The organism is Shimia sp. R9_3 (assembly GCF_017743755.1).
Taxonomy (GTDB): domain Bacteria; phylum Pseudomonadota; class Alphaproteobacteria; order Rhodobacterales; family Rhodobacteraceae; genus Shimia.
This window is the reverse complement of record NZ_JAGHRP010000001.1, coordinates 339,334-363,523: the sequence shown is the minus strand read 5'-3', so window position 1 is coordinate 363,523 and position 24,190 is coordinate 339,334. Positions and strand designations below refer to the sequence as shown.

At 55.3% G+C, this 24,190-nt stretch carries 22 protein-coding genes; 10 read left to right on the top strand and 12 right to left on the bottom strand.

Features of this window, described 5'->3' with window-relative positions:
• Position 1: 1 nt before the first annotated feature.
• Entirely contained in the window at positions 2-739 is a 738-nt protein-coding gene (locus J7412_RS01630; RefSeq protein ID WP_209076427.1) for a glutathione S-transferase family protein, read from the top strand.
• Here the strand turns inward: J7412_RS01630 and rnr are convergent.
• The 3 genes from rnr to dapE form a co-directional block, all read right to left on the bottom strand.
• Positions 720-2,981, bottom strand: a complete 2,262-nt coding sequence (gene rnr, locus J7412_RS01625; protein ID WP_209076425.1) for a ribonuclease R — start codon at positions 2,979-2,981, stop codon at positions 720-722. The two genes, J7412_RS01630 and rnr, sit on opposite strands and share 20 nt — an antisense overlap.
• Before the next feature lie 114 nt (positions 2,982-3,095).
• A complete protein-coding gene (locus J7412_RS01620) occupies positions 3,096-3,653 on the bottom strand; it encodes a TIGR04282 family arsenosugar biosynthesis glycosyltransferase (protein ID WP_209077503.1) in 558 nt (185 codons plus the stop codon).
• 34 nt (positions 3,654-3,687) lie between these two features.
• Positions 3,688-4,833 (bottom strand): succinyl-diaminopimelate desuccinylase, encoded by a 1,146-nt coding sequence (gene dapE / locus J7412_RS01615; protein ID WP_209077501.1) that lies wholly within the window; start codon positions 4,831-4,833, stop codon positions 3,688-3,690.
• 293 nt (positions 4,834-5,126) lie between these two features.
• Here dapE and J7412_RS01610 point away from each other — a divergent pair, with 293 nt between their 5' ends.
• Entirely contained in the window at positions 5,127-6,701 is a 1,575-nt protein-coding gene (locus tag J7412_RS01610) for a Hint domain-containing protein (protein WP_247743718.1), read from the top strand.
• Between the two features lie 66 nt (positions 6,702-6,767).
• Positions 6,768-7,862, top strand: coding sequence for a Hint domain-containing protein (locus J7412_RS01605; RefSeq protein ID WP_209076423.1), 1,095 nt, complete (start codon positions 6,768-6,770; stop codon positions 7,860-7,862).
• 14 nt (positions 7,863-7,876) lie between these two features.
• On the opposite strand, the gene J7412_RS01600 is transcribed toward J7412_RS01605, so the two are convergent.
• The 3 genes from J7412_RS01600 to J7412_RS01590 all read right to left on the bottom strand — a co-directional run bounded on the left by J7412_RS01600 (position 7,877) and on the right by J7412_RS01590 (position 10,263).
• A complete protein-coding gene (locus J7412_RS01600; protein ID WP_209058343.1) occupies positions 7,877-8,242 on the bottom strand; it encodes a hypothetical protein in 366 nt (121 codons plus the stop codon).
• A gap of 191 nt (positions 8,243-8,433) precedes the next feature.
• A complete protein-coding gene (gene dapD, locus J7412_RS01595) occupies positions 8,434-9,261 on the bottom strand; it encodes a 2,3,4,5-tetrahydropyridine-2,6-dicarboxylate N-succinyltransferase (RefSeq protein ID WP_209076421.1) in 828 nt (275 codons plus the stop codon).
• Between the two features lie 78 nt (positions 9,262-9,339).
• On the bottom strand, positions 9,340-10,263 hold the full coding sequence (locus tag J7412_RS01590; protein WP_209076419.1) for a threonine/serine dehydratase: 924 nt from the start codon (positions 10,261-10,263) through the stop codon (positions 9,340-9,342).
• Positions 10,264-10,339: 76 nt separating this feature from the next.
• On the opposite strand from J7412_RS01590, the gene J7412_RS01585 reads away from it, so the two are divergent.
• Complete coding sequence (locus J7412_RS01585; RefSeq protein ID WP_209076417.1) at positions 10,340-11,173, top strand: TIGR00730 family Rossman fold protein; 834 nt, start codon at positions 10,340-10,342, stop codon at positions 11,171-11,173.
• Positions 11,174-11,260: 87 nt separating this feature from the next.
• Here the strand turns inward: J7412_RS01585 and J7412_RS01580 are convergent, their stop codons facing one another.
• The 3 genes from J7412_RS01580 to rlmN form a co-directional block, all read right to left on the bottom strand.
• Positions 11,261-11,470, bottom strand: coding sequence for a hypothetical protein (locus tag J7412_RS01580; RefSeq protein ID WP_209076414.1), 210 nt, complete (start codon positions 11,468-11,470; stop codon positions 11,261-11,263).
• Positions 11,471-11,549: 79 nt separating this feature from the next.
• The gene (locus tag J7412_RS01575) at positions 11,550-11,951 is read right to left on the bottom strand and encodes a phage holin family protein (protein WP_209076412.1); all 402 of its coding nucleotides are present in this window, start codon (positions 11,949-11,951) and stop codon (positions 11,550-11,552) included.
• Between the two features lie 79 nt (positions 11,952-12,030).
• Positions 12,031-13,224 (bottom strand): 23S rRNA (adenine(2503)-C(2))-methyltransferase RlmN, encoded by a 1,194-nt coding sequence (rlmN, locus tag J7412_RS01570; protein WP_209076410.1) that lies wholly within the window; start codon positions 13,222-13,224, stop codon positions 12,031-12,033.
• 164 nt (positions 13,225-13,388) lie between these two features.
• Between rlmN and J7412_RS01565 the strand changes: the two genes are divergently transcribed.
• From J7412_RS01565 to J7412_RS01545, 5 genes are all read left to right on the top strand, one after another.
• The gene (locus J7412_RS01565) at positions 13,389-13,694 is read left to right on the top strand and encodes a hypothetical protein (RefSeq protein ID WP_209076408.1); all 306 of its coding nucleotides are present in this window, start codon (positions 13,389-13,391) and stop codon (positions 13,692-13,694) included.
• 1 nt (position 13,695) lies between these two features.
• The gene (locus J7412_RS01560; RefSeq protein WP_209076406.1) at positions 13,696-14,376 is read left to right on the top strand and encodes a YafY family protein; all 681 of its coding nucleotides are present in this window, start codon (positions 13,696-13,698) and stop codon (positions 14,374-14,376) included.
• Positions 14,377-14,749: 373 nt separating this feature from the next.
• Positions 14,750-15,871 carry a GDP-mannose 4,6-dehydratase gene (gmd, locus tag J7412_RS01555; RefSeq protein ID WP_209076404.1) on the top strand — a complete coding sequence of 374 codons (1,122 nt, stop codon included), beginning with the start codon at positions 14,750-14,752 and terminating at the stop codon, positions 15,869-15,871.
• Positions 15,872-15,874: 3 nt separating this feature from the next.
• Positions 15,875-16,834 carry a GDP-L-fucose synthase gene (locus J7412_RS01550; RefSeq protein WP_209076402.1) on the top strand — a complete coding sequence of 320 codons (960 nt, stop codon included), beginning with the start codon at positions 15,875-15,877 and terminating at the stop codon, positions 16,832-16,834.
• Between the two features lie 615 nt (positions 16,835-17,449).
• Positions 17,450-19,360, top strand: coding sequence for a GNVR domain-containing protein (locus J7412_RS01545; RefSeq protein ID WP_209076400.1), 1,911 nt, complete (start codon positions 17,450-17,452; stop codon positions 19,358-19,360).
• A gap of 347 nt (positions 19,361-19,707) precedes the next feature.
• On the opposite strand, the gene J7412_RS01540 is transcribed toward J7412_RS01545, so the two are convergent.
• Complete coding sequence (locus J7412_RS01540) at positions 19,708-21,042, bottom strand: MraY family glycosyltransferase (protein WP_209076397.1); 1,335 nt, start codon at positions 21,040-21,042, stop codon at positions 19,708-19,710.
• A gap of 722 nt (positions 21,043-21,764) precedes the next feature.
• Positions 21,765-22,106, bottom strand: a complete 342-nt coding sequence (locus J7412_RS01535; RefSeq protein WP_209058117.1) for a DUF2853 family protein — start codon at positions 22,104-22,106, stop codon at positions 21,765-21,767.
• A 212-nt stretch (positions 22,107-22,318) separates the two neighbouring features.
• Here J7412_RS01535 and J7412_RS01530 point away from each other — a divergent pair, with 212 nt between their 5' ends.
• Positions 22,319-23,302 carry a Gfo/Idh/MocA family oxidoreductase gene (locus tag J7412_RS01530; protein ID WP_209076395.1) on the top strand — a complete coding sequence of 328 codons (984 nt, stop codon included), beginning with the start codon at positions 22,319-22,321 and terminating at the stop codon, positions 23,300-23,302.
• 7 nt (positions 23,303-23,309) lie between these two features.
• Here J7412_RS01530 and rfbA read toward each other — a convergent pair whose 3' ends face one another.
• The gene (rfbA, locus tag J7412_RS01525; protein WP_209076393.1) at positions 23,310-24,188 is read right to left on the bottom strand and encodes a glucose-1-phosphate thymidylyltransferase RfbA; all 879 of its coding nucleotides are present in this window, start codon (positions 24,186-24,188) and stop codon (positions 23,310-23,312) included.
• Positions 24,189-24,190 lie beyond the last annotated feature (2 nt).

The following is a 24,190-nucleotide window of genomic DNA, read 5'->3' as shown; positions in this document are numbered from 1 at the left end:
AATGCACTTGATTATGTTCCCCGGCACCGAAACCCTGCCCAGCCTGTCGCCATTCTGCACAAAGGCCATCTGTCTGCTTCAGATGGCCGGCGCAGACTGGCAGCCGGAGATCACCACGGATGTCTCCCCCATGCCGCTTGGCAAACTGCCGGTGCTGCGCCTGCCTGACCGCCTGATCCCCGACAGCGCCAATATCGAGGCCTATCTGACCGCACAGGGTGCAGAGTTCTATCCGAACATGAGCGCACAAGAGCGGGGCAAGGCCCATGCGCTGGTGCGTATGGTCGAGGACAGTCTGGTGCTGGGCATGGCCCATGACCGCTGGCTGAATGATTTGGTCTGGCCGGACACCCGTGCGCTGCTGTTTTCAGAGGTGCCCGCAGACATGCGCGATGCGGTGGCAGAGGAGGCCCGCGCAGGCGTGCGGGCCGGATTGACCGGACATGGCATTGCACGCTTCTCCCCTGCCGACCGGCAGGCCCGTTTTGACAAGGATTTGGCTGCGTTAGAGACGCAGTTGGGCGCAAAACCCTATCTCTTTGGCACAGCGCCCTCTGGCGCGGATGCCGCCATTGTGCCGACTCTGGACATGATCCTGCAACTGCCCGCCGAAACCGACCTTCAGGCTGCGCTGAAGGCCAAACCCACGCTCACTGCTTATGTGGAGCGTGCGCGGGCCGCGCTTTACCCGCAGAGCATCCCAATGGCGGCTACGCCACTCACTTCCGCCGCCGAGTAACTTTGCGTTTGGTCTTGGCCGCCTTGTGCTTTGCCTTGGCGGCCTTGCGCCGCACCGGACCACCGCGCCGGTTCTTGCCGCCGCGCCCGGCGCGTTTCACCACTTCGCCATCCAGCGAAATCAGCTCCAGCGCGATGCCTCCGGTCACCGGCGCCGCTTCTGTCAGACGCGCGGTCACGCGCTGGCCAAGGCCAATCACAATGCCCGTGTCAGAGCCGGTCAGCGTATTGGTTTCCGCATCGAAGTGGAAATATTCCCGCCCAAGTTCCCGCATCGGAATAAGACCGTCCGCACCGGTTTCGTCCAGTTTCACAAACACCCCGAACCGCGCAATGCCGCTGATGCGTCCGGTGAACTCGTTGCCGATCCGCTCTGACATATAGGCCGCCAGATAGCGATCGGTGGTGTCGCGCTCTGCCAGCATGGACCGGCGCTCAGTGTCGGAAATATGCGTGGCGGTATTTTCCAGCCGCTCGATGGTTTCCGGCGTGAGCCCATCATGGCCCCAGCCATGCGCCGAAATCAGCGCGCGGTGCACAATCAGATCCGCGTAGCGGCGGATCGGAGAGGTGAAATGTGCGTAAGCTCTGAGCGCCAGACCGAAGTGGCCGAAATTCTGAGGCGCATAATAGGCCTGTGTCATCGAACGCAAAGTCGAGAGGTTGATGAGTTCAGCTTGCTCTGTTCCTGCCGCGGCATCCAACAGCTGGTTGAGGTGCCGTGTTTGCAAGACTTGCCCTTTGGCCAGAGTCAACCCCGCAGCCTGTGCCGTATCACGCAGCGCGTTCAGCTTCTCCGGGCTTGGCTCTTCATGCACACGGAACAGGAGTGGTGATTTTTTGGCAATCAGCGTTTCAGCGGCGCAGACGTTTGCGAGCACCATGAACTCTTCGATCAGTTTGTGGGCATCAAAGCGGTCACGGAAGTTGACTGACAGCACATTACCTTTGTCTGACAGCTCAATTTTGCGCTCCGGTAGATCAAGAGCCAGCGGTTGGCGGGCTTCACGCGCTTTGATCAACGCTGCATAGGCCGCATAAAGCGGGGTAATCACGCTGTCCATGAGCGTGGCGCAACGCTCGTTAGAATGGCCATCCTGCGCCTGCTGCACCTCGCCATAGTTCAGCGAGGCAACCGAGCGGATCATGGCGCGACAGAAACGGTGTCCGATCTTTTTGCCATCAGCATCGATCTGTATCCGGAGCGCTATCACTGCGCGTGGCACACCTTCGTGCAAAGAGCAAAGATCACCGGACAGCCGATCCGGCAGCATGGGCACAACACGATCCGGGAAATACGAGGAGTTGCCACGTTTTCGCGCTTCGCGATCAAGCGCTGTGTCGGGGGTGACGTATTGTGCCACATCCGCAATCGCGACCCAAAGCACGTGCCCACCCGCATTTTGGGGATCATCATCAGCATGTGCCCAGCAGGCGTCATCATGATCTCTGGCATCCGCCGGATCGATGGTGACAAAAGGCATGTCGCGCAGATCCTCGCGCGCGCCGAGCGGTGCCGGTTTGGCTTTGTCCGCCTCCGAGACCACCTCATCTGGGAAGGTATCGGGAACTCCGTGCTGATGGATCGCAATCAGCGAGACGGATTTTGGGGCTGAAGGGTCTCCCAAACGACCAACAATGCGCGCGCGTGGCAATCCGAGACGCCCGCGTGGGCCGGATTGCTCGGCTTCCACCAACTCGCCATCCTTTGCACCTGCGCTCTGATCGCTGGCGACGGACCACTCTTTGCCGTCGCCTTTATCAATGGGGACGATGCGCCCTCCTTCGGCGGTTTTCCGGAAGACCCCCAGAACACGGCGCGGGTTGGTGCCGATGCGGCGAATGAGACGGGCTTCGTATTGGTAGCCCTCGTCCACAACTTCGGTGAGGCGGCCCAATATGCGGTCACCTTGTCCAAGCGCAGGATCAGAGGCACGCGGGATCACCAAGATTGTTGGCGCCTCTCCTTCGCCATGCCACTCAAGCGGCCGCGCAAAGAGATCACCATCTTCATTGGGACCGGCAATTTGCAGAACCGAAACCGGGGGCAATTTGTGCGGATCGCGATAGGTCTTGCGGCGCTTTTGCAAATGACCCTCGGCTTCAAGCTCCTTGAGCAGGCGCTTGAGATCGATACGCGCAGGCCCTTTGATGCCAAAGGCTTTGGCGATGTCGCGTTTGGAAGTGAGGGTCGGGTTTTCGGAAATCCACTCAAGGACTTCCTCTTTGGAGGGCATAGGCATAGGGCTGCCCTATCACGGTGCAGTCAGTAGGTCTACGTGCAGAATATAAAGGGGCCAGCCCCTTCCTGTGCCTGCGGCCCAGTTCATCCCCGGGATACTTGACGAATGAGAAGCTTAGAGCCGCGCAAGATCCGCAACTGTGTCCACATCAGCAAGAGTGGCGACCGTGGCAATCTTTGCAACCGGCAGTGTGGCACGGCTGTCTGCAAGCGCGTGTTCGCTGGACCAACGCACATTGTGGAAGAGGGAAGGCGGCGGCAGCGCGGTGCGTTTCAGGCCAACCAACCAGAAACCGCCATCCGGCGCGGGACCAAAGACTGCTTCGTGATCGCCCAGCGCGCGGAAAGCTTCGCTGACCCGTGCGCGGGTGATGCCCGGGATATCGGCCCCAATGATGCAAACCGGGCCCGGCGGCATCCGATGAAATTGACGCACCATACGGGCACCAAGATCACCGCTACCCTGAGGAACCCTCGGGAGATGGCTTGGCCAAACGCGAGAGCTAAGCCCAGCGCGATCCGGAGCGACAGCAAGAAGCAGGTCCCAGCGCGGGTCTTCCAGACGTTTCAAAAGCGACGCGGACTGGTGGCGAAACCACCAGGCAGAGGCCGTCATACCTATGTCGCGCCCCAAACGTGTTTTGACACGACCGGGGCGTGGCTCCTTGAGCATCACAACAAGTCGTTGACGGCGAATTGGGTCGTTTTTAGCTGAAATAGTCACTTAGTATCCGGCTGTAGATCGCTTTGAGTTGATGGATTTGTGCCACCGGGACCTGCTCGTCGACTTGGTGCATGGTTTTGCCAACCAGACCAAATTCAACAACCGGGCAGTGATGCTGAACAAAGCGCGCGTCAGATGTGCCGCCAGATGTTGAGAGCTCGGGCGTGCGGCCCGTTTCAGCCTCCACAGCAGCTGCGACCAGATCAGAGAGCATCCCGGGAGGTGTGATGAAGCTTTCGCCAGAGACCTTAACCTGCAAATCGATCTGCACACCTGTTTCAGCGGCAAACGCATCCACTTGGGTTTGCATCCAGTCTGTCAGCGAGGCACCGGAATGCGCGTCGTTAAACCGTATATTGAGCGTCGCACGACATTCGGCGGGGATCACATTGGTCGCAGGGTTTCCCGTGTCCATCGTGACAACGGCCAGTGTGGAGGCGTCGAAGTGATCTGTGCCCTCATCCAAAGTGTGGCGCGACAGCTGGTCCATCAGTCGTGCCATGACCGGAACTGGGTTGTTGGCGCGATGAGGGTAAGCCGAATGCCCCTGCACCCCGGTGAACTTGAAAAACGCATTAAGAGATCCGCGGCGACCGATCTTCATCATCTCGCCCATTTCGTTTGGGCAGGTTGGCTCTCCAACCAGGCAGACGGACATTTGCTCGTTCTGTTCGGCCATATAATCCAGCAGAGCGGTGGTGCCATCAATCGCATCCCCCTCCTCGTCGCCGGTGATGGTCAACACAATGGCACCGTCTGGTGGTGTGTCAGAGACAAAATCGATCGCAGCCGCAGCGAAAGCCGCGACACCTGACTTCATATCGGTGGCACCGCGCCCGTAGAGTATGCCGTCTTTTTCCTCGGCACCGAAAGGGTCCACACTCCATGCCGCAGCATCGCCCACCGGGACCACATCGGTGTGGCCATTAAAGCCAAAGGTCTTTGCATGCCCCCTTTCCCCCCAGCGGGCAAAGAGGTTGCTAATCCCATGGCGGTCCACACGTGTGCAGGTGAAACCCGCGCCAGAAAGCAAATCCTCCAACAATACCAGCGCGCCACCTTCTTCAGGCGTCACGGAGGGACAACGGATCAGATCTGCAGCCAACTTGGCGGCATCTATGGAAGTCATGGGCGCATCCTCATATTCGGTCATGGTCTTGTGGCACAGGAAGACAGGACCGGAAAGCCACATTTCCGCCACAAAGCGCGAGGCTTCAGGCCTAACCACTTAACAAACCCCAAAGTTTCCGATTTACTTATTGTTAATAAAAATCGACCGAGGCAGGTCACCAGCAGTTGGCGAAAGCCGCCCCCATGGAAACGATCAGCAAAAAGCTGCGCCATGAGGTTTTATCATCACCCGGATCCTCCGGCGTGATCTCTGATGCGTGATGTGCCTGTTGGAAGCAGGAGAAGAGCAACATGCCCAGAGTGCCAATCAACACCGGTGCCTCCGCGATCGACATGGCCGAAACCATTTTCGGCGATGATGTCACTATCGTTTCTGCATCCTACAGCGGACAAAGTACATCATCTGGCATTTATACGGACGGCGATTCCCTCTCTCCGGAAGCCACGCCAAGCGATTCCGGGGTGATCCTCTCAACGGGTCGAGCGACCAACTTTTCCAACAGATTTGGTGCTTTTAACCAGCGGACCAACCGCTCTTCAAATACCAATGGCGAAGACAACAACCCCGAATTCAACGCGATAGCGGGTACTTCAACCTTTGATGCGGCTTACCTGGATGTGTCCTTCACGGCCACTGAAGCCAGCCAAATGACAATGCAATTTGTCTTTGCCTCCGAAGAATATCCGGAGTTCACCAACTCGATCTATCAAGACTTTGTGGCTGTCTCCGTCAACGGAACTTATGTGCCGCTGGCGATTGGCGATGGCGACGTAGACCCCCGAAACATCAACACGGGAAACAACGAAAGCCTCTTTGTCGACAACACTGGTAGCCAATTCAACACCGAGATGGACGGGTTTACCCAGACCATGACGTTGAAATTCAACATCACGGAAGGGTTGAACACCATTCGCATCGTCATCGCGGATGTTTCCGACAGCAGCTATGACAGCTCATTACTAATCGCGGCAAACTCACTGCAAACTTCCTTGGTTGCCAATCTCGATGAGGTGAACCTGCCAATCGATGGCACGCGCACGATCGATGTGCTTGCCAATGATGTGAACGACACCGGCAACTCTCTCACCATCACCCATATCTCCGGCCAGCCTGTTGCAGCGGGCGGGACAATCACTCTGCCCAGCGGTCAGGAAGTGACGGTCAACGGTGATGGGACACTCACGCTTGTGGGTGATGATGACGAAGAAGTGGTCAACTTCTCCTACACGGTCGACGATAACAACGGCACCACGGATGTGGGCTTTGTCACCGTAAATCAGGCCCCCTGTTTTACCGCGGGCACGTTTATTCGCACCCCTTGCGGCGAGGTGCCGGTGGAATGCCTGAACATCGGTGACCTGGTAGAGACCATGGACCATGGCGCACAACCCATTCGCTGGATCGGACGGCGAGAGGTGCAAGCAGAGGGCAATCTGGCCCCCATCCACATCGCCGCCAACACGTTTGGCAAGCATCGCAGCCTCAAACTGTCCCCTCTGCATCGTGTGCTCATGCAGAACGCTTGGGCTGAACTGCTTTTTGGCGAAGAAGAGGTCTTGGTGACTGCGCGGGATCTGGTCAACGATCAATCTGTGCGGCGGGTGCCCGGCGGTACGGTTGAATATGTGCATCTGCTGTTTGACGAGCATCAGATTGTGTTTTCAGAGAATCTGCCAACTGAGAGTTTTTTGCCGGGGCCTCAGACTTCCGCCAGCTTTGAAGCGGAAATTGTGGATGAAATCTGCGCCATTTTTCCGGAGATCGACCGGGTCTCCGGGGAGGGATATGGTCCGATGGCACGGCGGGGGCTGCGCAGCTATGAGGTGGCTGCAATGACGCAACTTGCTGCCATCGCAGCAGAATAATCGCGTGGCGCGTATGAACACCGCACAGGCATATCCACATTCTGCCCCACTCAGGAGCAACGCCACATGAGCTGGATCGGCTTACTGGACAAATTCCGAGCCCTCTTTTGCGCAAATGGGTTGGCCCATCTGGGCGTTGGCGCGGGGGCCGATACGGGTGACGACGAGACACCGATGACGCGCGGAAGTGTTGTGCTTGAGATGCGTGCATCCCCATATGATCGTCCACAAACGCTGTTGGCTTTTCGGCCAGTTGACGGCCACGGGGTGCGTTTTTCTCTGCAGGCGGTGCCCGGTGGCGGCGTGGTATTGGTCATGAACCGCGCCGGCCGCACCTGTCACGGCGCAGTCAATCTGGACACCATCGGTCGGGCCGATGCCTTGCGGGTCGCATACTCTTGGGATCTGACGGCAGGATTGGGACGTCTGTCGGTGGAACAACCGGGCACGTTTCGCGTGGCACACCGCAGCATCAAGGCACCAATCGCCCTCAGCCCTGAAGACGTCAAGGCCTGCACATTGCTCGCGGAAACCCGCATTCTTGCCAACGATGTGTGCTTTATCGCCTTCTCAAATCGCATCGAGCCCATAGGCCCTATGCCGAGCTTGACTCCGGAGACGCCAGTGATGACAGACCGCGGCTATCAGCCGGTGGGCAACCTGCGGCGCGGCGATGTTGTCCAAACGTCCACCGGTGATCTGGTACCTGTTCTGTCCAATATCATGCGCACCGTCCCAGCAGCCGGCAATTTCGCTCCTATCAGACTACGCGCACCTTTTTTTGGTCTCGCCCAAGACATTGTGACAAGCCCAACCCAAAGGCTGGTGATTGGCGGAAGCCGAGTCGAGTACATGTTCGGATCAGAATATGTATTGGTGCCAGCAGGCCACCTCCTTCACGGAAATGCGGCGACCAGCGGTGGCTCCACCCCACTTACGACATACTGCCAATTGCTGCTGCCAGACCATGCCGCCGTTTTGGTGGCAGGAACCTATCTGGAGAGCTTCGACATTGGTCGACTGCGTCGCAAGCGGGAAATTTTGAACGCGAGTATGCTATCTGGCTATCCACGCGCGAAACTGCCTGAGCACTCTCGCACGGCCTATCCGGTGCTTAGAGAGTTTGACGCTCTTACACTTGCTGCCCAACGGGCCGCGTAGGTCAAAAGCCGAACTTAATGTTCGGTGCTTTCGCCTTCGCTTTCTTCGCCGTGAAAGAACGGGGTCATCTGCGCGACAACAACGGAGTTTTCATCCAGCGCGCGCTGCATCAACTCGCGCTCTTGCCCGTCAATTTCATGGCCTTGCGCTTCGCGCTCCTCAATGGTGCCATATCCGGTCACGTCAAGCGGGTTGAGGTCTGCCTGCTTCAGGATCGCCACCGTTTCACGCACAGCTTCCGCTTCGTCCACGCCGCTGGCATAGATCATAAGCGCGCCACCGGTCGCTTCTTCGGGCAGACCATCACCGTCTTTGCGCCCAACCTGAACCAACAAAGTGTAGACCTGTTGGCGTGTTTTCTTTTTCTTCTCTTGGGCCATCGCGATGCTTTCCTTTGTTTGTTCTACCTTGATCTCACTTTGTGACGTACACAGGTGGATCTTGGTCGGATAAATGGGCTGAGCGATCCTCGTTCAGTGCTCCCATACAGGCTTCGGCATCTGATGGATAGAAAGAAGGCGCTCAATCCCGAGAGCGCCTTCATTTGTTTCAGTCAGTGGCCGCCGCAAAATCAGTCGCGGAGCAGCTCGTTGATACCGGTCTTGGAGCGTGTTTTTTCGTCAACGCGCTTCACGATCACAGCGCAATAGAGGTTCACACCATTCTTGGACGGCATGGAGCCAGCGACAACCACGGAGTATGGCGGCACTTCGCCGTACATCACTTCGCCGGTTTCACGATCCACGATCTTAGTAGATTGGCCAATGAAGACACCCATGCCCAACACCGAGCCTTCACGCACGATACAACCCTCGACCACCTCTGAGCGTGCGCCGATAAAGCAGTTGTCTTCGATGATGGTTGGGCCAGCTTGCATGGGCTCCAGCACGCCACCGATACCCACACCACCGGAGAGGTGCACGTTTTTACCAATCTGCGCGCAAGAACCAACGGTGGCCCAAGTGTCGACCATAGTGCCTTCATCAACATAGGCGCCAAGGTTCACGAAAGATGGCATCAACACCACGCCAGGTGCGATATAAGCGGATCTGCGAACAACACAGTTGGGCACAGCACGGAAGCCTGCCTCTTTCCACTGGGTCTCGCCCCAGCCTTTGAACTTGCTGTCCACTTTGTCCCACCAGCCGGAGCCTTGTGGGCCGCCATCCTGGATTTCCATATCTTTGATGCGGAAGCCAAGCAGCACAGCCTTTTTGGCCCACTGGTTCACATGCCAATCGCCGCTTTCGAGTTTCTCAGCAACGCGCAGGCTGCCGCTGTCCAGCGCGTTCAGCGTGTCTTCGATCGCCTCGCGGGTTTCGCCGGTGGTCGCAGAGGTGATGGTATCGCGCGCATCCCATGCGGCTTCGATGGCTTGTTCCAGTTGGGCATTGGACATGTCTTCAGGCTCCGGATGTCTTGAGTTCACGCTTATCTAACGAGATCGGACGCAGCCGTCACGTCCTCTTTGCGACCATTATTGCATCGGATCGGGCGCAATATTGGCTCCGCAGACCAGCACAGCGACTTTTTCACCGGGCTCCGGCACATAAGCGCCCGACATCAACGCCGCGAGAGCGGTTGCCCCCGCCGGTTCCACAAGCAGACGACGCTCACACCAAAGCGCCTGTTGCGCGCGTGTGATCGCGTCATCTGAGACCACAATGGACTCCGCTCCAGTGGACACAGAGAGGTCATAGCAAATTTGCCCAATGCGCTTGGCACCCAGCGCGTTTGCAGCGACGCCCGATACCTCTACATCTACCGGAGACCCAACGCCCAGCGCAGCATTGAGCGCGCAGGACGTTTCCGGCTCAACAGCGACCACACGACGGCGACCGTCAAACCATGCCATCGCCCCCGCAATCAAACCGCCACCGCCCACGGCGATCAGAATAGTGTCGGCATCCAGCCCCTGCTCTTCCCATTCCAAAGCCAAAGTGCCTTGCCCTGCCACCGTCGCCGGCGCGTCATAGGCGTGTATTTGCATCGCGCCGGTTTCTGCCTCATAAGCCGTCGCCTGCTCAAAAGCGTCCGCATAGGCGCCCGGTACAACCTGCAAATCTGCCCCCGCATCCTTGATGAGCGCAACTTTTGCCGGGCCCGCCATTTCTGGCACGTAGATTCGAGCCTTGTGACCAAGCTGATGCGCGGCGTAAGCCACCGCCGCACCATGATTTCCACCAGAAGCTGCAACCAGACCTGCCGCAGGTACGTCACGAGATAGCAGGGTGTTAAATGCCCCGCGCGCCTTGAATGTGCCGGTGTGCTGCAGCTGCTCCAGCTTCATCTCGATGCTGTGGCTTAGGCCAAACCCGCCATCCACTGTCATCACAGGTGTGCGCACAATATGTCCATTTATACGCGCAGCAGCGGCTTTTATCTCGGCGTTCCAGTCCATTTTGCGTCCCTGTTACTGGCTTTGTTAACGTGAAACCTATAGGCCTGAGCTAAACGCGCAAGCAAGGACCAACACCATGCAGGATGAACGCCCCCACCCGCTGTCTGATGCCCATTCAGATCGTGAAACCGCGTCACATGTCCCGGACACTCCACAAACCCGTGCCCCTTCTTACAGATTGGCTTTTGCGGACACTGATTTCCTGTGTCGGGATGAGCTGCGCCCGGTGAGATTGCAGCTTGAGCTTCTCAAGCCGGAACTGGCGCTCGACGGACACGGTATTGAAAGCACCGTGGTGCTGTTTGGCGGCGCGCGCATTCCTGAACCCGCCAAAAAGAAGACTGCACGCACGCAGACTTTGGCAGATTTGTCGTCTTTTTATGATGAGGCACGCAAGTTTGCTCAGATCGTGACCAAAGCCAGCGATGGCAAGAAGAGCGTGATCGTCACGGGTGGCGGCCCCGGCGTGATGGAGGCGGGCAACCGTGGCGCAATGGAGGCCGGTGGGCGCTCAATTGGCCTCAACATCGTACTGCCTCACGAACAGGCGCCAAACGAATATGTATCCCCGGACCTGTGCTTCAACTTCCATTATTTTGCGATACGCAAGATGCACTTTCTGATGCGTGCACGGGCCATCTGTGTGTTCCCTGGCGGGTTTGGCACGCTTGATGAGCTGTTCGAAGCCCTGACGCTCATTCAGACAGGGCGGATGCAGCGCGTCCCGTTCCTGTTGTTCGGGCGTGCATTTTGGGAAAGCATCATCAACTGGGACGCTCTGTCAGACGCAGGCACCATCTCGGCTGATGATCTGGACCTCTTCCAGTTCGTGGAAACCGCTGAAGAGGCTGTCGAGGTGCTCGACAACTGGAAAGACTATTCCCGCCGCGCGGAGATTCCCGGCCGCTGAGCCCAACACACCCAGAAATTTCAGGCGCTCCGATATCTTCGGGGCGTCACAGTTCTGGCAACTGCGTATATGCTCGGTCTGACTGCATTAGTGAAACTGCTTTGGCAGAACGCCGATCTCTGTACCCTGAGGCAACTTGGTCACAACCTGCGCACCGGCCACATCCTTGATGGCATATCCATAGCCCGCGAGGCGAAACTTCCATTCACGCGCGCTCAAAGCCTGATCCCGCTCTCGCTTCAGAATATCCAAAACAGGTGCTTCAATCTCAGTGCTAAGAACTTGAGTAGGTGTCATCGTGCCTTCCTTCCCGTTGTTTACAGAAGGGAAACTGAAGGTCGATCTCGACTGAATTGGCGCCTAACTGTGAAAAGTTTTAGGCTTTGTTAACCTTTTGGGATTTGGCCTCTGCCAAAGACGGGAACAGATACTTCGGCAGCAACACGCCAGAAATCAACGCGCCAAGCCAGACAATCAATGTCGCTGCGAGCAGGTTGGCGACCCCGCCGATGTTAAAATCTGAAACAAGCAGTTCGGTGATGAGCAAGCCAGCGAAGGACACAACAAGTGAAATGCCACCCAAAAGCTCCGGCAGCTTCTTCTCTGCAATTTTGCGAACCACCGGCAAAAGCACAACCGACACCACCGTAAAAACCAATGTCACAATGATTGCGCCCAAGATGCCAATGGAAAACCCTGGCAGCAGAACACTGGCAAGGATAAGGCCGACAGCGTTGGCGATCAGATGCGCAGCGGTGGAAAGCACAAACTTGGGCATAACAACTCTTCCGTGATGAAAACCACGATCAGATTACCCAAATTTGCAAAGCTTTCCAACCCGTTGCAGCGCCAAAGGCTTAGGGCTGCGAAAGTCCCGCCTCTTCCGCAATTTGCTTGCGCGATTTGCGTGCCCGCTCTGTTGCGGATTTCAACTGACCGCAAGCCGCCATGATATCTTCACCGCGGGTCTTGCGGATCGGGGAGGCATAGCCTGCCTGATAAATGATATTGGCAAACGCGCGGATGCGGTTGTTGGAGCTGCGTTTATAAGGCGCACCTGGCCATTCATTGAAGGGGATTAGGTTGATCTTGGCCGGAATGTTGTAGCGTTTGATATGGTCGATCAGACGGTGGGCGTCTTCGTCGGTATCGTTCACACCATCCAACATCACATACTCAAAGGTGATCCGCTCGGAGTTGGAGACTTTTGGATAATCGGCAAGGGCCTGCAACAACTCGTCAATGTTCCAACGCTTGTTGATCGGAACCAACACGTCACGGGTTTCGTTGGTCGTGGCATGGAAGGAAATCGCGAGCAGACAGCCAATCTCTTCAGCCGTGCGTGCAATCTCCGGAACAACCCCAGAGGTCGACAGCGTGATACGGCGACGAGACAGAGAAATCCCTTCCGGGTCCATCGCAATCTTCATCGCGTCACGCACATTATCGAAATTGTAGAGCGGCTCACCCATGCCCATCAGAACAATATTGGAGAGCAGGCGCGTCTCGTCTTTAGGCGCACCAGGCACCGGCCATTCTTCAAGATCATCACGCGCCATCATCAGCTGACCGATAATTTCCGCCGCGGTCAAATTGCGCACCAGTTTCTGGGTACCTGTATGGCAGAAGGAGCAAGTCAGCGTGCACCCGACCTGAGAGGAGATACATAGCGTACCACGATCATCCTCAGGGATGTAAACCACCTCAACCTCATGCCCACCGGCAATACGCACCAGATATTTCCGGGTCCCGTCCTCACTGACCTGTTTGGTGATGACTTCAGGGATCGCAATTTCAAAGATCTCATCCAGCTCTGCCCGATAGGCTTTGGACAGGTTGGTCATTTCGTGAAAATCACGCACGCCCCATTGGTAGATCCACTGCCAGATTTGCCCAACGCGCATCTTGGCCTGCTTCTCCTTGGTCCCATTGGCAATCAGAACTTCCCGCATCTGATCACGGGTCAACCCAACGAGATTGATCTTGCCGCCCTCAGGCAGCTTACGGGGAATGGTCATCACGTCCTGCGTGATTGGCGCGGAGGTACTCATGGCTCAGGGACTCATCTGGGAATTCAAGCGGTGCAGATACACCATTTAGGGCGTTTTGCAAATATTGCCAGAAAACCTGGCTGACTCCAAAACCAACTGACAGACCGTGTCAGTTGGGCTGTGACACAAGGCGGATATCGAAACAGACCACATAGGAGACCAACATGTCTGTTATTGAAATTGTGCGCTACCGCCTGAACGCCGACGTCGAACCGGAACAAGCCATAGCCGCATGGGAAAAGTCGCAGAGCTTTGCAACGGCACAGGCCGGCTTTCTCCGCCGCCGTGTCGCAGTCACCGCGGAAGGTGATTGGATCGACGAGGTGGAATGGGAAACGCTTGCCGATGCGCATGCGGCTTCCGCAGCGTTCAACCCAGAAGCACATCCGGAACTGATGGACCTGATGGCGGTTCTGGATCAGAATTCCATGAGCATGTCCCACTACACCATCAAAGGCAGCACGTCATAAAATGCGCCGGACCGACCGCCTCTTTGATTTGATCCAACTTCTGCGCGATGGACGCCTGCACAAGGCATCAAACCTCGCCGAGAAAATGGAGGTGTCGGTCCGCACGATCTATCGGGATATGGACACACTGGTCGCCTCAGGCATTCCAGTGGAGGGCGAACGCGGGGTGGGCTACATTCTGCGAGCGCCCGTATTCATGCCCCCTATGGCGCTGACACAGATCGAGCTTGAGGCTTTACACCTTGGCGCCGCTCTGGTGCGGCAAACCGCTGATCCGGAATTGCAAGAAGCCGCCGAACGTATGTTGAGCAAAGTAGATCGCGCCATGCCTGAGCCCATGTTCGGTGGGATCGACGGTTTTGGCAAAGAGATCTTTGCAGCCCCTGAAGTGGCAGCAAGTTTTGCCCAAATGCCGATCATTCGCCGCGCTATCCGCGAAAGGCAGGTACTCATGATCGACTATACCAGACTGGATGGCCGCCAAAGCCGAAGACGTATTCGACCTCTACAGATGGAATATTGGGGTCGCGCCTGGACCTGCACTGCGTGGTGCGAAACCCGTGAAGACTTCCGGGTCTTTCGGGTCGATCACATCAACGAGGCATTGCTGGCTGGGCAGATTTTTGACGAGGAGCCAGAAAAATCTCTTTTGGAATATCTCCAACGCTTCGAAGCACCCTAAGCGGGTTTTTTGACTTCAACTACGTGAGCCGCTTCGTGTTTGTCCAAACGGCGACGCCATTTGTCCGATTTTGGATTGAGGGCAAGAAGCTCCGGGAACAGGGCAGGCACTTAGGCGAATGTGGTTCTGATGCAAAAATTCGTCAGATATCAAACCAATACAAATGTCACAGACGACGTGACTCATTTTGCTAAATGGTACCTGAGTTAAATCAACCCTAAGTGTACTACCCATTCAAGGCCAAACAATAGCGCAAACAGTGGTATTTAACGTTGTTCGAAACCCTGTTTTCTGTGTATCTCGCTTTTAATTGGATAGGGCAGGCTGTAAATTTAGGCCGTGCCCCAAAAACTAGCTACAAATAAGGTTAACTATGACCAAGCGCGCATTAATCACAGGTGTAACAGGCCAGGACGGTTCATACCTTGCTGAATTCCTTCTTGAAAAAGGCTATGAGGTACACGGTATCAAGCGCCGAGCCTCGCTCTTCAACACCGCGCGCGTAGATCATATTTATGAGGATCCACACGTCGATAACGCCAAATTCAAACTGCACTATGGCGATCTGACAGACACCTCCAATCTCACCCGCATCATTTCTGAGGTTCAACCAGACGAAGTATACAACCTTGGCGCACAGTCACATGTGGCAGTTTCGTTTGAATCGCCGGAATATACAGCAGACGTCGATGGCATGGGCACCCTGCGCCTGCTCGAAGCAATTCGCTTCCTGGGACTTGAAAAAAAGACCAAGTTTTATCAAGCGTCGACGTCTGAACTCTACGGTCTTGTGCAGGAAACGCCGCAAAAAGAGACAACCCCATTTTACCCGCGTTCTCCCTATGCCGTTGCCAAGCTTTATAGCTATTGGATCACGGTAAACTACCGCGAAGCCTATGGCATGTATGCCTGCAATGGCATTTTGTTTAATCACGAGAGCCCGCGACGTGGTGAAACCTTCGTGACGCGCAAAATCACGCGAGGGCTTGCGAATATCGCCCAGGGTCTTGAGCCTTGCCTTTACATGGGCAACATCGACAGCCTTCGCGACTGGGGCCACGCCAAAGACTATGTCCGCATGCAATGGATGATGCTGCAACAGGATGAAGCCGAAGATTTTGTGATCGCAACCGGCAAACAATATTCTGTGCGCGAATTCATCAACTGGTCGGCCAAAGAGCTGGGCATCACGCTAGAATTCACCGGCGAAGGCGTGGACGAAATCGCGACTGTTGCCGCGATTGATGGCGACGACGCTCCCGCTCTGGCGGTTGGCGATGTGGTCATGCGCATTGACCCACGGTATTTCCGCCCTGCGGAAGTCGACACGCTTTTGGGCGATCCAACAAAAGCAAAAGAGAAACTGGGCTGGGTGCCGGAAATCACCACGCAAGAGATGTGCGCGGAAATGGTTGCCGAAGACCTCAAAACAGCGCGCCGCCATGCTCTGCTGAAAGAGCACGGGCTCGACCTGCCAGTTTCAGTCGAAGGATAAGCCATGCGAAAGATCTACGTCGCTGGACACAGAGGCATGGTTGGCAGCGCGATCGTGCGCCAACTTGAGGCGCGTGGCGAGACAAACATCACAACGCGTACCCACGCAGAACTCGACTTAACGGATCAAGCTGCCGTTTGCGAATTTATGAAGTCAGAAAAACCGGACGTCGTCGTGTTGGCGGCGGCCAAGGTCGGAGGCATTCACGCCAACAACACCTACCCGGCCGATTTCATCTATGAAAACCTGATGATCGAATGCAACGTGATCCATCAGGCCTTCGCCGCTGGCGTCACACAACTATTGCAACTCGGATCTTCTTGCATTTACCCGCGCGCAGTTCCTCAGCCCATGCGCGAAGACGCTCTTCTGACAGGCATCCTTGAGCCAACCAACGAGCCTTATGCTGTTGCGAAAATCGCGGGTATCAAACTTTGCGAAAGCTACAATCGCCAGCACGGCGTTGACTACCGTTCTGTAATGCCGACGAACCTCTATGGTCCGGGTGACAATTTCCACCCAGAAAATAGCCACGTCTTGCCAGCTCTTATCCGGCGTTTTCACGAAGCCGCACAAAGCGGCACCGATTGCGTCACAATTTGGGGGTCTGGAAAGCCGCGCCGCGAATTCCTGCATGTCGATGATATGGCGGCTGCTTCTTTATTCGTCTTAGATCTTCCAAAAGACATCTATGAAGCCAATACCGAGCCGATGCTGAGCCACATCAATGTTGGTTGCGGCACCGATATCTCGATCTTGGAACTGGCCAAAAAAGTCGCTGGTGTGACCGGATTTAAAGGCGAAATTGCCACGGATCCGAGCAAGCCAGACGGCACCATGCGCAAACTCATGGATGTGAGCCGTTTGGCCAATATGGGCTGGACCGCCTCTATTGAACTCGACAGAGGAATTTCAGAGACCTACCAGTGGTTCTTGAGCAATCAAGACAGCTTCCGCGCTTAAAATGCACGACCAGGAGAACATTCGCCCAGTTTTTCTTTGCGGCGGGTCGGGCACGTACCTTTGACTCCAAAAGGACGCGCCTGATCTGGTCGATCTATGTGTGCTAAATCACAGGCTTCAGGATCGCTGCATCGCTCTGCGGACAAAGATGCCTATAAGACCTTGGCTGGGTCCGTCTCAGAAGCCTGGGCATAGAAGCTGTCAGCACTGATTACACCGTCACCAGCATTCCAAAGCTTCATATAGAAAGGCAAACAGGCGCGTGCCCTCTCGCGGCATTTTCTGTGCAAACGCCCGTCCGGGCAAAGCCGGACCTGATAACATTTGACGCGGGACTGCAGTCCTGATCCAACGCCTGCCTCTATGCTTTAGCAGCCATGTTGGCGAGGTCTTCTCTGACGACAGAAATAGCCAATAGGAGCCCTCTAGATTGTGGAAATCTCCCTATCCCACTAGCCCACCTAAATAGCGGTAGCGTAAAAAAATTTGAGTACTGGAGGCTACGTATTGCAAGCCTTTTTCGGCGAATCTATACCAAGATCCTATACCCTCGTAGAAGTTGCTTTTTTTCATAGGCACTCTTCAAACCGCTGCGAAATTAATTGAGGTCCGGCCATGACGCAACTTGGAGAGCAAGATGACGAGATTGATCTGGGCGAGCTGTTTGCCGCCATATTACACAATTGGTGGGTCGTTTGCTTAACGACCTTCTTGTCGATCTTCTTCGCGGCGTACTACATTTTCAATGTTGCAGTTCCCGAGTTTGAGGCGTCAACGCGGTTTGAACTTTTAGACGGCAGCGAAGCCGGGCCTGATCTGCGACAGGCAGCGACCCTTTCGGCATTAGCTGGTATCAACGTCGGAGGTCATGTTTCCAGAGCGGATGCAATCCAAGACCGCGTTTTATCGCGGCCGTTTATTGAATCAATTTACGCAGATGCAGAATTTGCATCAGATCCGATTTTTAACGCACGCCTGAGAAAGCCTGGATTGATCAGCCAAGCAATTGAACTCATCCGAGGGCCGGCCGAAGAAATCGAATTGGACCGCGATGATTTTCTGGTTATGGCGGTTGGCGGACTGCGCGACAGATTGGTTGTTACTCCCGGAGATAACGGCATCATCACTTTGATGGTAACCCATCCTGACGGAGAACGTGCTGCACAAGTTGCTAATGTTATCGTTGAGCAAACACTTTTGGACATGTTTGAACGTGAACGCAACGAAACACGCGAAAGTTTGAACTATTTTGCAGATGAGTTGCTTCAGGTTCGTGCCAAGCTCGATGTCGCCAATGCTGCAGTCAGAGATTACGCAATCACCAACAACCTTCAATCTGCCGAAGATCTCTCGCGCACTTCCGTTCAGCTCGCGCAGATACGACGCGATGTTGAACAAATCGACGAAAGCATTCGCGCCCTTGAAGCGATGCGTGCTGAAGATTTTTCGGGAGCCGAAATTGCTCAGACGCACCCCGTGTCAACAAGCTTGTCCTTCCGCCGTCTCATGAACCTTCCTGGTGATCCAAACCTTTGGGAGAAGCCAACGGATGAGCAACTCACACGTGCCGTGCAAAGCTTGATGGCTCAGAAATCCCCACTGATCAGCACATTTAATGCGCTTGAAGAACGGGCACGGCAATCTGGTGCTGAAGCGTTGGAACTGGAAGCTCTACGGCGAGAAGTCGATGTGCAGCAGGCAATCTATGAATCGGTGATCACGCAATTTGAAACGCGTTCTCTCGCCTCAGGTTATGAACGGGCGAGCGGGCGAATTGTCGAAACAGCAATTGCGCCAAACAACCCGGCGTCGCCCAATAAAAAAATTGTCCTGGTATTGGGCGTTGTTTTTGGTTTTGTCGTCGGCGTGGCCCTGGCGATGATAATATCCAAAAGACGAGGATTGCTTTATACAAACTCGGCGATCAAAGAGGCCTTTGCTTTGCCTGGAAGCCACAATTTTCCGTCTTCAAGGTTGGGGCGCCTGGACCGTCAAGGGCTTACAGCCAAACAGCTGGTCGCGGCTCAAGACTTTCTCGCCACCCTAGACGAAAGCGACCAAATCGTTCCATTGGCAACAACAGCCTCAGAAAAAGTGTCCGCACGTTTTGCATTAGGTCTGTCTAAAGCGTCATCTATGATTGCAGGACGTACTGCAGTTCTTGATTTATCTCAGGAGGGATTCGGTAAAATTGCTTCAAAAAGTGGAGGCTCGGTCGAGGAAGATTTCAGGAAGTTTTCCATCTCAGACAAGGTTGATTTTATTGAAGCGATAGATCCTAACAGCTTTTTGAAACCATCGACGTGCGCTCAACAGCTTGACCGGCTCAAGGCGAGTTACGAGCGCATCTTCGTTGTTTTGCCAGTTCCTAAAAAAGGCACCGCAATTGCGCATAGGATTGCCCAAACGATGGACAAAATGGTTATCATCTCCAAGTCTGGGAAAACAAAACGCACTTCTGTCGACGCAATTAAATCGGTCTACTCCAAGCCCCAGATTTCTGACCCACTTTTGATCATCACCTAGAGCAAGTGGCATCGCGCCACACTCAAGCGCAAGATCCACGGTCACAGAACCACGGCAAATGTACACGAACTTTTCTGCCTAGCAGACCTGCCAATGGCACGTCTGGCCCAGCTTTCTCACAATGCGCGACAAGCCTTTCTTGGCCGGCGTGCGGCAAGCACGGCGCCGAGAGTGGCTTAGGGCTCCTACTGTTCTGGAATGTCACCCTTCGCTCTCTTTGCAGCCACCACCAAGATCGGCTACAATACTTGGGAAAGGAACCTGAGGCCATAAGGGCCTAGATCAAATAAAGCGGCCAAACATCAGAAAGATTGCTCACGCATCAGGTAGCGAGCCACCACCAATAATCAGTCTTTTGCCATTGAGGCGTTGAAGTAATCCCAGGCCTCATGATCCGTGGTGAACTTGTCGAAGATCGTAATCTCATCACCTTTTTGATCTTTTGACGCGATGCTCCAATTTCCACTCTCTGATCGTTTGAAAATTTGGAGGTTGGTCGATTGAGAACCTTCTCCATATATTCCGGACAACGCAGACACTTCGATAGGGCGCACTTCAGGTCGGTTTGAGGGCGCCTTAACCACATCTTTCTGGCCAAATTTTCGGTTCCGGAAAAAATTCATGGATACGACGTAGGTTCCGATAAAGAGTGTCCCGAACAGCAACAGGAATAAGAGCGCAAGTAGGCCGTTTTGCCACGAAATCACACCAGCAATAATTGGTGCGGCGACAAACGGAAACAACACAAGCGCTCCAAACGGGTTATAGAGCTCTGATTTGAGTTTCTTGCCAAAAACAATCCTCAATGCGCGCACCACAAGGTGGTGGAAATGAAGACGGTCAGGTTGGTCTGTTCCCTTGTCCAACATCCGCCGCCTCCAAATCGCAAAGGCAGTGTCGGCCACTGGCCAGAAAAGAACCAGAAGTACGGCAAGCCCCGCGCCCTCAGGATTGCGAACCAGCAGAATAATCCCCAGCCATGACAAGATGTGCCCGATAGCGTAGGCGCCCGCGTCGCCCAGGAACAAATACCCGCGCGGCCAATTAAGGACGAAGAACCCCAGTAACGCCAAACTCAACACACCCGACACAAATTGGACGTCGTAGTCGCCTGTCATCCCCGCGATAACAAAAAATGCCACCGAAGCCATCATGCTATAGCCTGAGGCGAGCCCGTTCAAACCATCAATCAGGTTAAGGGCGTGACAAGCTCCAGCTGACCACAACAAGGTCAGCAAAACACCTACAAACGTCAGGCCGACAATAGTGTCCAAAAAAGGCACGCCAAGCCTTGGTAACAAAGCACCGGTCAAAATCATTGCCAAACTTGCCGAAGCAAATGCCGCCAGCAACCTCACTTTAGGGGACATGTCCCGATGTAAATCTTCGCGAAGCCCCACCGCAAAGACGACCGCTGTCGCCACGAGCGCCCAAATCAAATCATTTTCTATTCTCTGCCAATAGATTGCAGAGGTCACGGCCACCCCAAGTATTACTCCTACGCCACCTATTCTTGGTGTGGGTCGCTTGTGCTCTGCCTGGCGCGCATTGAGGTCATTACGCATGTGCTCCTGATTAAGAAAGAGACTCGGCACCAGCGCAAAGAGGCAGCATAATCCGAAGCTGACACCAAAGGAGACAAGCATCGGGATAATGTATCCTGCTTCAATTGGATCAATCATGGGTATTCCCAGATATTACTATTTAAAATTGTGCAACTTTGATATTATGCAACCTAAAATTCAGCAAAGCCGTTTCAACTAAAGCCATTCGTTTCGAACGTGCAGTTGCCAATTTGCACATACTCGTATTTCTAGCTTTGGTTACAGCCGCCTGAATGCGTATGTTTGACAGTCACAGCAGGCCATAGCGCAGCTTCCATTCTATTTCAAGGTCACGTCAAAGTGAAGTTAGCCTCTAACTCATCGGCAATTCAACGCACATGATGACGATAGACCACCGTGTGAATACGGATACCCGTCAGCATTCCAAAACGCACAAAATTAAGGCAATCAGAGCGGCGGCTGCCGCCAAACCTACTTAGCAACTCGAGCAAACTCCACACACAGTTTCCACGGGTAGCGAAGCTTTGATGTTCTAGGCTGTTTCGGCAGTCGTCCGCTAGGGTTTCTGTCTATCGGGCTCAAAATAAAACATAGGGGGCCTGCTTCCACTCGGTCAGACCCCCTATGCCCCCCGCGTGCTCCCATACCACCACACGCGTCTGTTATCTCTTAGGGTCCGGCCGTCCTAGCCCGACACATTATGCCTAGCGCAGACCCCCGCACTGTTTCAATTATCAAGTACCGACAATATGAGGGGATCCATCAGGGTTTTGGAAAGACTTAAGGCGCGCGCTTGGCCAGATAGCCAAAACACGCGCCTTTCGTGAGTGGTGTTTTCTTTAGCCGTAGTGGGCTTCTTTGCCGAAATGTTTGGTGAGCATGTAGTAAACAACCGCACGGTATTTGTTGCGCTCGGATTTGCCGTACGTCTCAAACACCGCGTCAATCGCCTGCATCAGCTCCGGCCCGTCTGAAAGGCCCAACTTCTTGATGAGAAAGTTATTTTTCACGATTTCGATCTCTTCCGGCTGAGAGCTCGCCACCGTTGAGGCGTCATCATTGTAGATTGCCGGGCCACATCCAATCGTGACCTTCGTCAGCAGATCCATATCCGGTGTCATGCCACATTTGTTTTGCAGATCATCTGCATATTTGGCGATCAAATCGTCGCGTTTTCCCATGATACTCCCCTTATATTTTAGTCAATTTTTATGAACGAAAGCGGCCTATCTGCCGCTCTTGCGCGTCAAATTAGCTCTCAGGCCCCAAAGCGCAAAGGGAAAACCGCCCGGTCTTTCCCCGCCAAACCGGTGTGCTGGCCATTTGCGGGCCCGCTCTCTAGGTTCAGGCCATAGGGCATCTGGCTGCCACTCAAGCCAACAGGAGACACGCCATGCTGCGATGGGGGATCATCGGAACCGGGTTTATTTCGCACGCCATGCTCGGCGCGATCCGCGCCAGTGAGCGCTCTTCTGTGGCCATGATCTGCGGCCGCAATGAGGCAGCGCTGGATGCGCTTGCCGCGCAGTATGACATCCCGGCCAGCACCACCGATCAGGCAACCCTGCTCGCCAACGCGGATGTGGATGTGGTCTATATCGCGCTGCCCAACCATCTGCACCGGGCCGCCACCGAAGCCGCCATGGCCGCAGGCAAACCCGTGCTTTGTGAGAAATCCCTGACCACAACGATGGAAGACGCCAATGCCCTTGCCGCCTCGGTGCGAAGGGCAGAGACCTTCTTTGTCGAAGGTCTGATGTATCTGGCCCATCCCCTGATGGAGCAGCTTGTGACCGTGCTGCGCGATCCATCTGTCGGGGAGCTGCGCTCTGTGTCGGGGTTTTATGCTGCCGATATCTGGCAGGTGGTCAATCCGGCGGGAGGTGGCACGCTTTACAATCTCGGCTGTTATCCGGTCTCACTGCTGCATCTGGTGGTGCAAACCATGTGCGGACAGGAGGCCTTTGCCGCCCGGCAACTCACAGGCTTTGGCAACCTTGGCAAAGACGCCACCTTGCAGGATGCAAGTGTCTCTGTGCGATTTGACAATGGTGTTCTGGCCAATCTGCACAGCACGGATGGCCATGGTCTCGCCCATGAGTTTGTGATCGTGACCACCAAAGGCACGCTGCGGTTTGCTACCAATCCCTGGCTGCCTGAACCGGGCGAAAGCCGCATGATCTGGCAGCCTTACGACGGTCCTACGCGCGACATTGTGGTGCGCTCAGAACAGGATGCCTTCTATCATCAGACCCGCATGGTAGAGCGCGCGCTGCGCTGCGGTGCAGAGGCCGCAGACCGGCCCAGTCCACGGCTCTCAGACAGTCTGGAAATCATGCAGTTTCTGACAGAATGGGAGGCGGCCTGCCGCCCCTAGGCCACGCTCAGGTCTCCGCCAGGATCTTCGCCAGATAGGCACCATAGGCGCTTTTGTCAAAGAGCTTGGCGCGCTCGGCAAGCTGCTCCACCGAAATCCAGCCGCGATCAAAGGCGATCTCTTCCAGACAGCCCGTCTGCAGCCCTTGCCGGTTTTCCAGCGTGCGCACAAAATTGCTCGCGTCCAGCAGAGAGGCGTGCGTGCCGGTATCAAGCCAGGCATAGCCCCGCCCCATGGTCTCCACATGCAGCTTACCCTCGGTCAGATAGGTCTGCAGCAGATCGGTGATCTCAAGCTCTCCGCGCGGAGAAGGTTTGACACTGCGCGCCCGCTCCGGCGCGTCCTGATCAAGGAAATACAGCCCGGTCACCGCATAGTTGGAGGGGGGCACCGCCGGCTTTTCCACGATCTCACGCGCCTGTCCATCCGCATCAAAAGACACCACGCCATAGCGCTCCGGATCTTGCACATGATAGCCAAAAACCGTGCCGCCAACCGCGCGCTGATCGGCGGCTACCAGCACCTCAGGCAGACCGTGACCAAAGAAGATATTGTCGCCAAGCACCAATGTGGAGGGCGCACCATCCAGAAACTCTTCTGCAAGAATAAACGCCTGCGCCAGCCCGTCCGGTGACGGCTGAACCACATATGCGAGCGAGATCCCCCACTGGCTGCCATCTCCCAGAAGCCGCTTGAACTGTTCCTGATCCTGCGGCGTGGTGATGATGCAGATCTCGCGAATGCCTGCCAGCATCAGCACCGAAATCGGATAGTAGATCATCGGTTTGTCATAGATCGGCAAAAGCTGTTTGGAGACAGCCATGGTGATCGGATGCAGGCGTGAGCCCGTTCCGCCCGCCAGAATGATGCCTTTGCGCTGTGTCATAT